Genomic DNA, 2,928 nt, shown 5'->3' on the forward strand with positions numbered 1-2,928 from the left:
GTGCTGGCCCTCAACGTGGCGGCGCCGATCCTGGCCCGCAAGCGGTATCTGCAACAAGAGGCGCGTCGTCTGCGCCGGGAGAACGGCAAGTGAATCCCCTGCGTAAAAAGCGTCTGATCATCATTCTGGCGATTCTGGTCGGCGTCGGCGCTGCCGTCGGCCTGGCCCTGAGTGCCCTGCAGCAGAACATCAATCTGTTTTACACACCGACCCAGATCGCCAACGGCGAAGCCCCCCAAGACACGCGCATCCGCGCGGGCGGCATGGTCGAGGCCGGTTCCTTGCAGCGCTCCGGCGATTCGCTGGACGTGAAGTTCGTCGTCACCGACTTCAACAAATCCGTGACCATCGCTTATCGCGGCATCCTCCCGGACCTGTTCCGCGAAGGGCAGGGCATCGTTGCCCTGGGCAAACTCAATGCCGATGGCGTAGTGGTGGCCGATGAAGTGCTGGCCAAGCACGATGAAAAGTACATGCCGCCGGAAGTGACCAAGGCGTTGAAAGACAGCGGTCAATCGGCTCCAACGCCCGCGAAGGAGGGTTGATCCATGACATCCGGCATCTTCATTCCCGAGCTTGGCCATTTGGCCATGATCCTGGCCCTGTGTTTCGCTCTGGTTCAAGCCGTGGTGCCGTTGATCGGTGCCTGGCGCGGTGACCGTTTCTGGATGAGCCTGGCCCAGCCAGCCGCGTGGGGGCAGTTCGCGTTCTTGCTGTTCGCCTTCGGTTGCCTGACCTACGCCTTCATGGTCGATGACTTCTCCGTGGCCTATGTGGCCAATAACTCCAACAGTGCGTTGCCGTGGTACTACAAGTTCAGCGCGGTGTGGGGCGCCCACGAAGGTTCATTGCTGTTGTGGGCCTTGATCCTCGGCGGCTGGACCTTCGCCGTCTCAGTGTTCTCCCGGCAGTTGCCGCAAGTCATGCTGGCCCGCGTTTTGGCGGTGATGGGCATGATCAGCACCGGTTTCCTGCTGTTCCTGATTCTCACGTCGAACCCGTTCAAGCGCATCCTGCCGCAAGTGCCCGGCGATGGCGCCGACCTTAACCCGTTGCTGCAAGACATCGGCCTGATCGTGCACCCGCCGATGCTGTACATGGGCTATGTCGGTTTCTCCGTGGCCTTCGCTTTCGCCATCGCCGCGTTGATGGGCGGGCGACTCGACGCGGCGTGGGCGCGTTGGTCGCGTCCGTGGACCATTGTCGCCTGGGCTTTCCTTGGCATCGGTATCACCCTCGGTTCGTGGTGGGCTTACTACGAACTCGGCTGGGGCGGCTGGTGGTTCTGGGATCCGGTGGAAAACGCCTCGTTCATGCCCTGGCTGGTGGGCACGGCGCTGATTCACTCGCTGGCGGTCACCGAGAAACGCGGCGTGTTCAAGAGCTGGACCGTGCTGCTGGCGATTGCTGCGTTTTCGTTGAGCCTGTTGGGCACTTTCCTCGTGCGTTCCGGTGTGTTGACCTCGGTTCACGCCTTCGCCTCCGACCCGGAACGCGGCGTGTTCATCCTGATCTTCCTGCTGTTTGTGGTCGGCGGTTCGCTGACCCTGTTCGCCTTGCGCGCACCGGTGGTCAAGAGTCAGGTCGGTTTCAACCTGTGGTCCCGGGAAACCTTGCTGCTGGGTAACAACCTGGTGCTGGTGGTGGCGGCGTCGATGATCCTGCTCGGCACGCTGTACCCGTTGATTCTCGATGCCATGACCGGCGCCAAGCTGTCGGTCGGCCCGCCGTACTTCAACGCGCTGTTCATTCCACTGATGGCGTTGCTGATGCTTGTGATGGCGGTCGGCGTGATCGTGCGTTGGAAAGACACCCCGGTGAAATGGCTGGTCAGCATGCTGACCCCGGTGCTGCTCGGCAGTGCCGCGCTGGCGGTGGTGGCCGGCGTTGCCTACGGTGATTTCAATTGGGCAGTGCTGGCGACCTTCATGCTCGCCGCCTGGGTGTTGCTGGCCGGCGTGCGTGACATCTTCGACAAGACGCGCCACAAAGGCCTGATCAAAGGCCTGCCAACCCTGACCCGCAGCTATTGGGGCATGCAGGTGGCGCACCTGGGGATTGCCGTGTGTGCGCTGGGTGTGGTGTTGTCGAGCCAGAACAGTGCCGAACGCGACCTGCGCCTGGCGCCGGGTGAATCGATGGACTTGGGCGGTTACCAGTTCGTGTTCGAAGGCGCCAAGCACTTCGAAGGTCCGAACTTCACGTCCGACAAGGGCACCGTACGGGTGATCCGCGATGGCAAGGAAATCAGCGTGCTGCATCCGGAAAAACGCCTCTACACCGTGCAGAACTCGGTAATGACCGAAGCCGGGATCGACGCCGGTTTCACCCGTGACCTTTACGTCGCACTGGGCGAGCCGCTGGGCGATGGCGCCTGGGCGGTGCGCGTGCACGTCAAACCGTTCGTGCGCTGGATCTGGTTCGGTGGCTTGCTCACGGGCCTGGGCGGGTTGCTGGCGGCGCTGGATCGGCGTTATCGCGTCAAGGTCAAAAGCCGCGTGCGTGAAGCACTGGGCATGTCGGGAGCCACTGCATGAAGCGTTGGTTAATGTTGTTGCCGCTGGCGATTTTTCTGCTGGTGGCGGTGTTCCTCTATCGCGGTCTGTACCTGGACCCGGCCGAGCTGCCTTCGGCCATGATCGGCAAGCCGTTCCCGGAGTTTTCCCTGCCAGCGGTGCAGGGCGATAAAACCCTGACCCGCGCCGACATTCTGGGCAAGCCGGCGCTGGTCAACGTCTGGGGCACCTGGTGCATTTCCTGCCGGGTCGAGCACCCGGTGCTGAACAAACTGGCCGAGAAGGGCGTGGTGATCTACGGCATCAACTACAAGGACGTCAATGCCGATGCCTTGAAGTGGCTGGCGGAATTCCACAACCCGTATCAACTGGACATCCGCGACGATGCCGGCACCCTGGGCCTGAACCTCGG

3 protein-coding genes and 1 pseudogene are annotated in these 2,928 nt (G+C 62.3%); all 4 read left to right on the forward strand.

Annotation, left to right across the window (positions count from 1 at the left end; translation table 11 throughout):
• Positions 1 to 93 (forward strand): annotated as a pseudogene (locus tag D8V06_RS20195) (heme exporter CcmD); the annotation flags it as partial.
• Entirely contained in the window at positions 90 to 545 is a 456-nt protein-coding gene (gene ccmE / locus D8V06_RS20200; RefSeq protein WP_056852992.1) for a cytochrome c maturation protein CcmE, read from the forward strand. The pseudogene D8V06_RS20195 and the gene ccmE, both read left to right, overlap by 4 nt.
• Positions 546 to 548: 3 nt before the next feature.
• Positions 549 to 2,537 (forward strand): heme lyase CcmF/NrfE family subunit, encoded by a 1,989-nt coding sequence (locus tag D8V06_RS20205; RefSeq protein ID WP_130905234.1) that lies wholly within the window; start codon positions 549 to 551, stop codon positions 2,535 to 2,537.
• A partial coding sequence (locus tag D8V06_RS20210; RefSeq protein ID WP_130931662.1) for a DsbE family thiol:disulfide interchange protein occupies positions 2,534 to 2,928 on the forward strand: 395 nt, incomplete at its 3' end. The genes D8V06_RS20205 and D8V06_RS20210, both read left to right, overlap by 4 nt.

The sequence above is a fragment of the Pseudomonas sp. Sample_24 genome, assembly GCF_004307605.1.
GTDB lineage: Bacteria > Pseudomonadota > Gammaproteobacteria > Pseudomonadales > Pseudomonadaceae > Aquipseudomonas.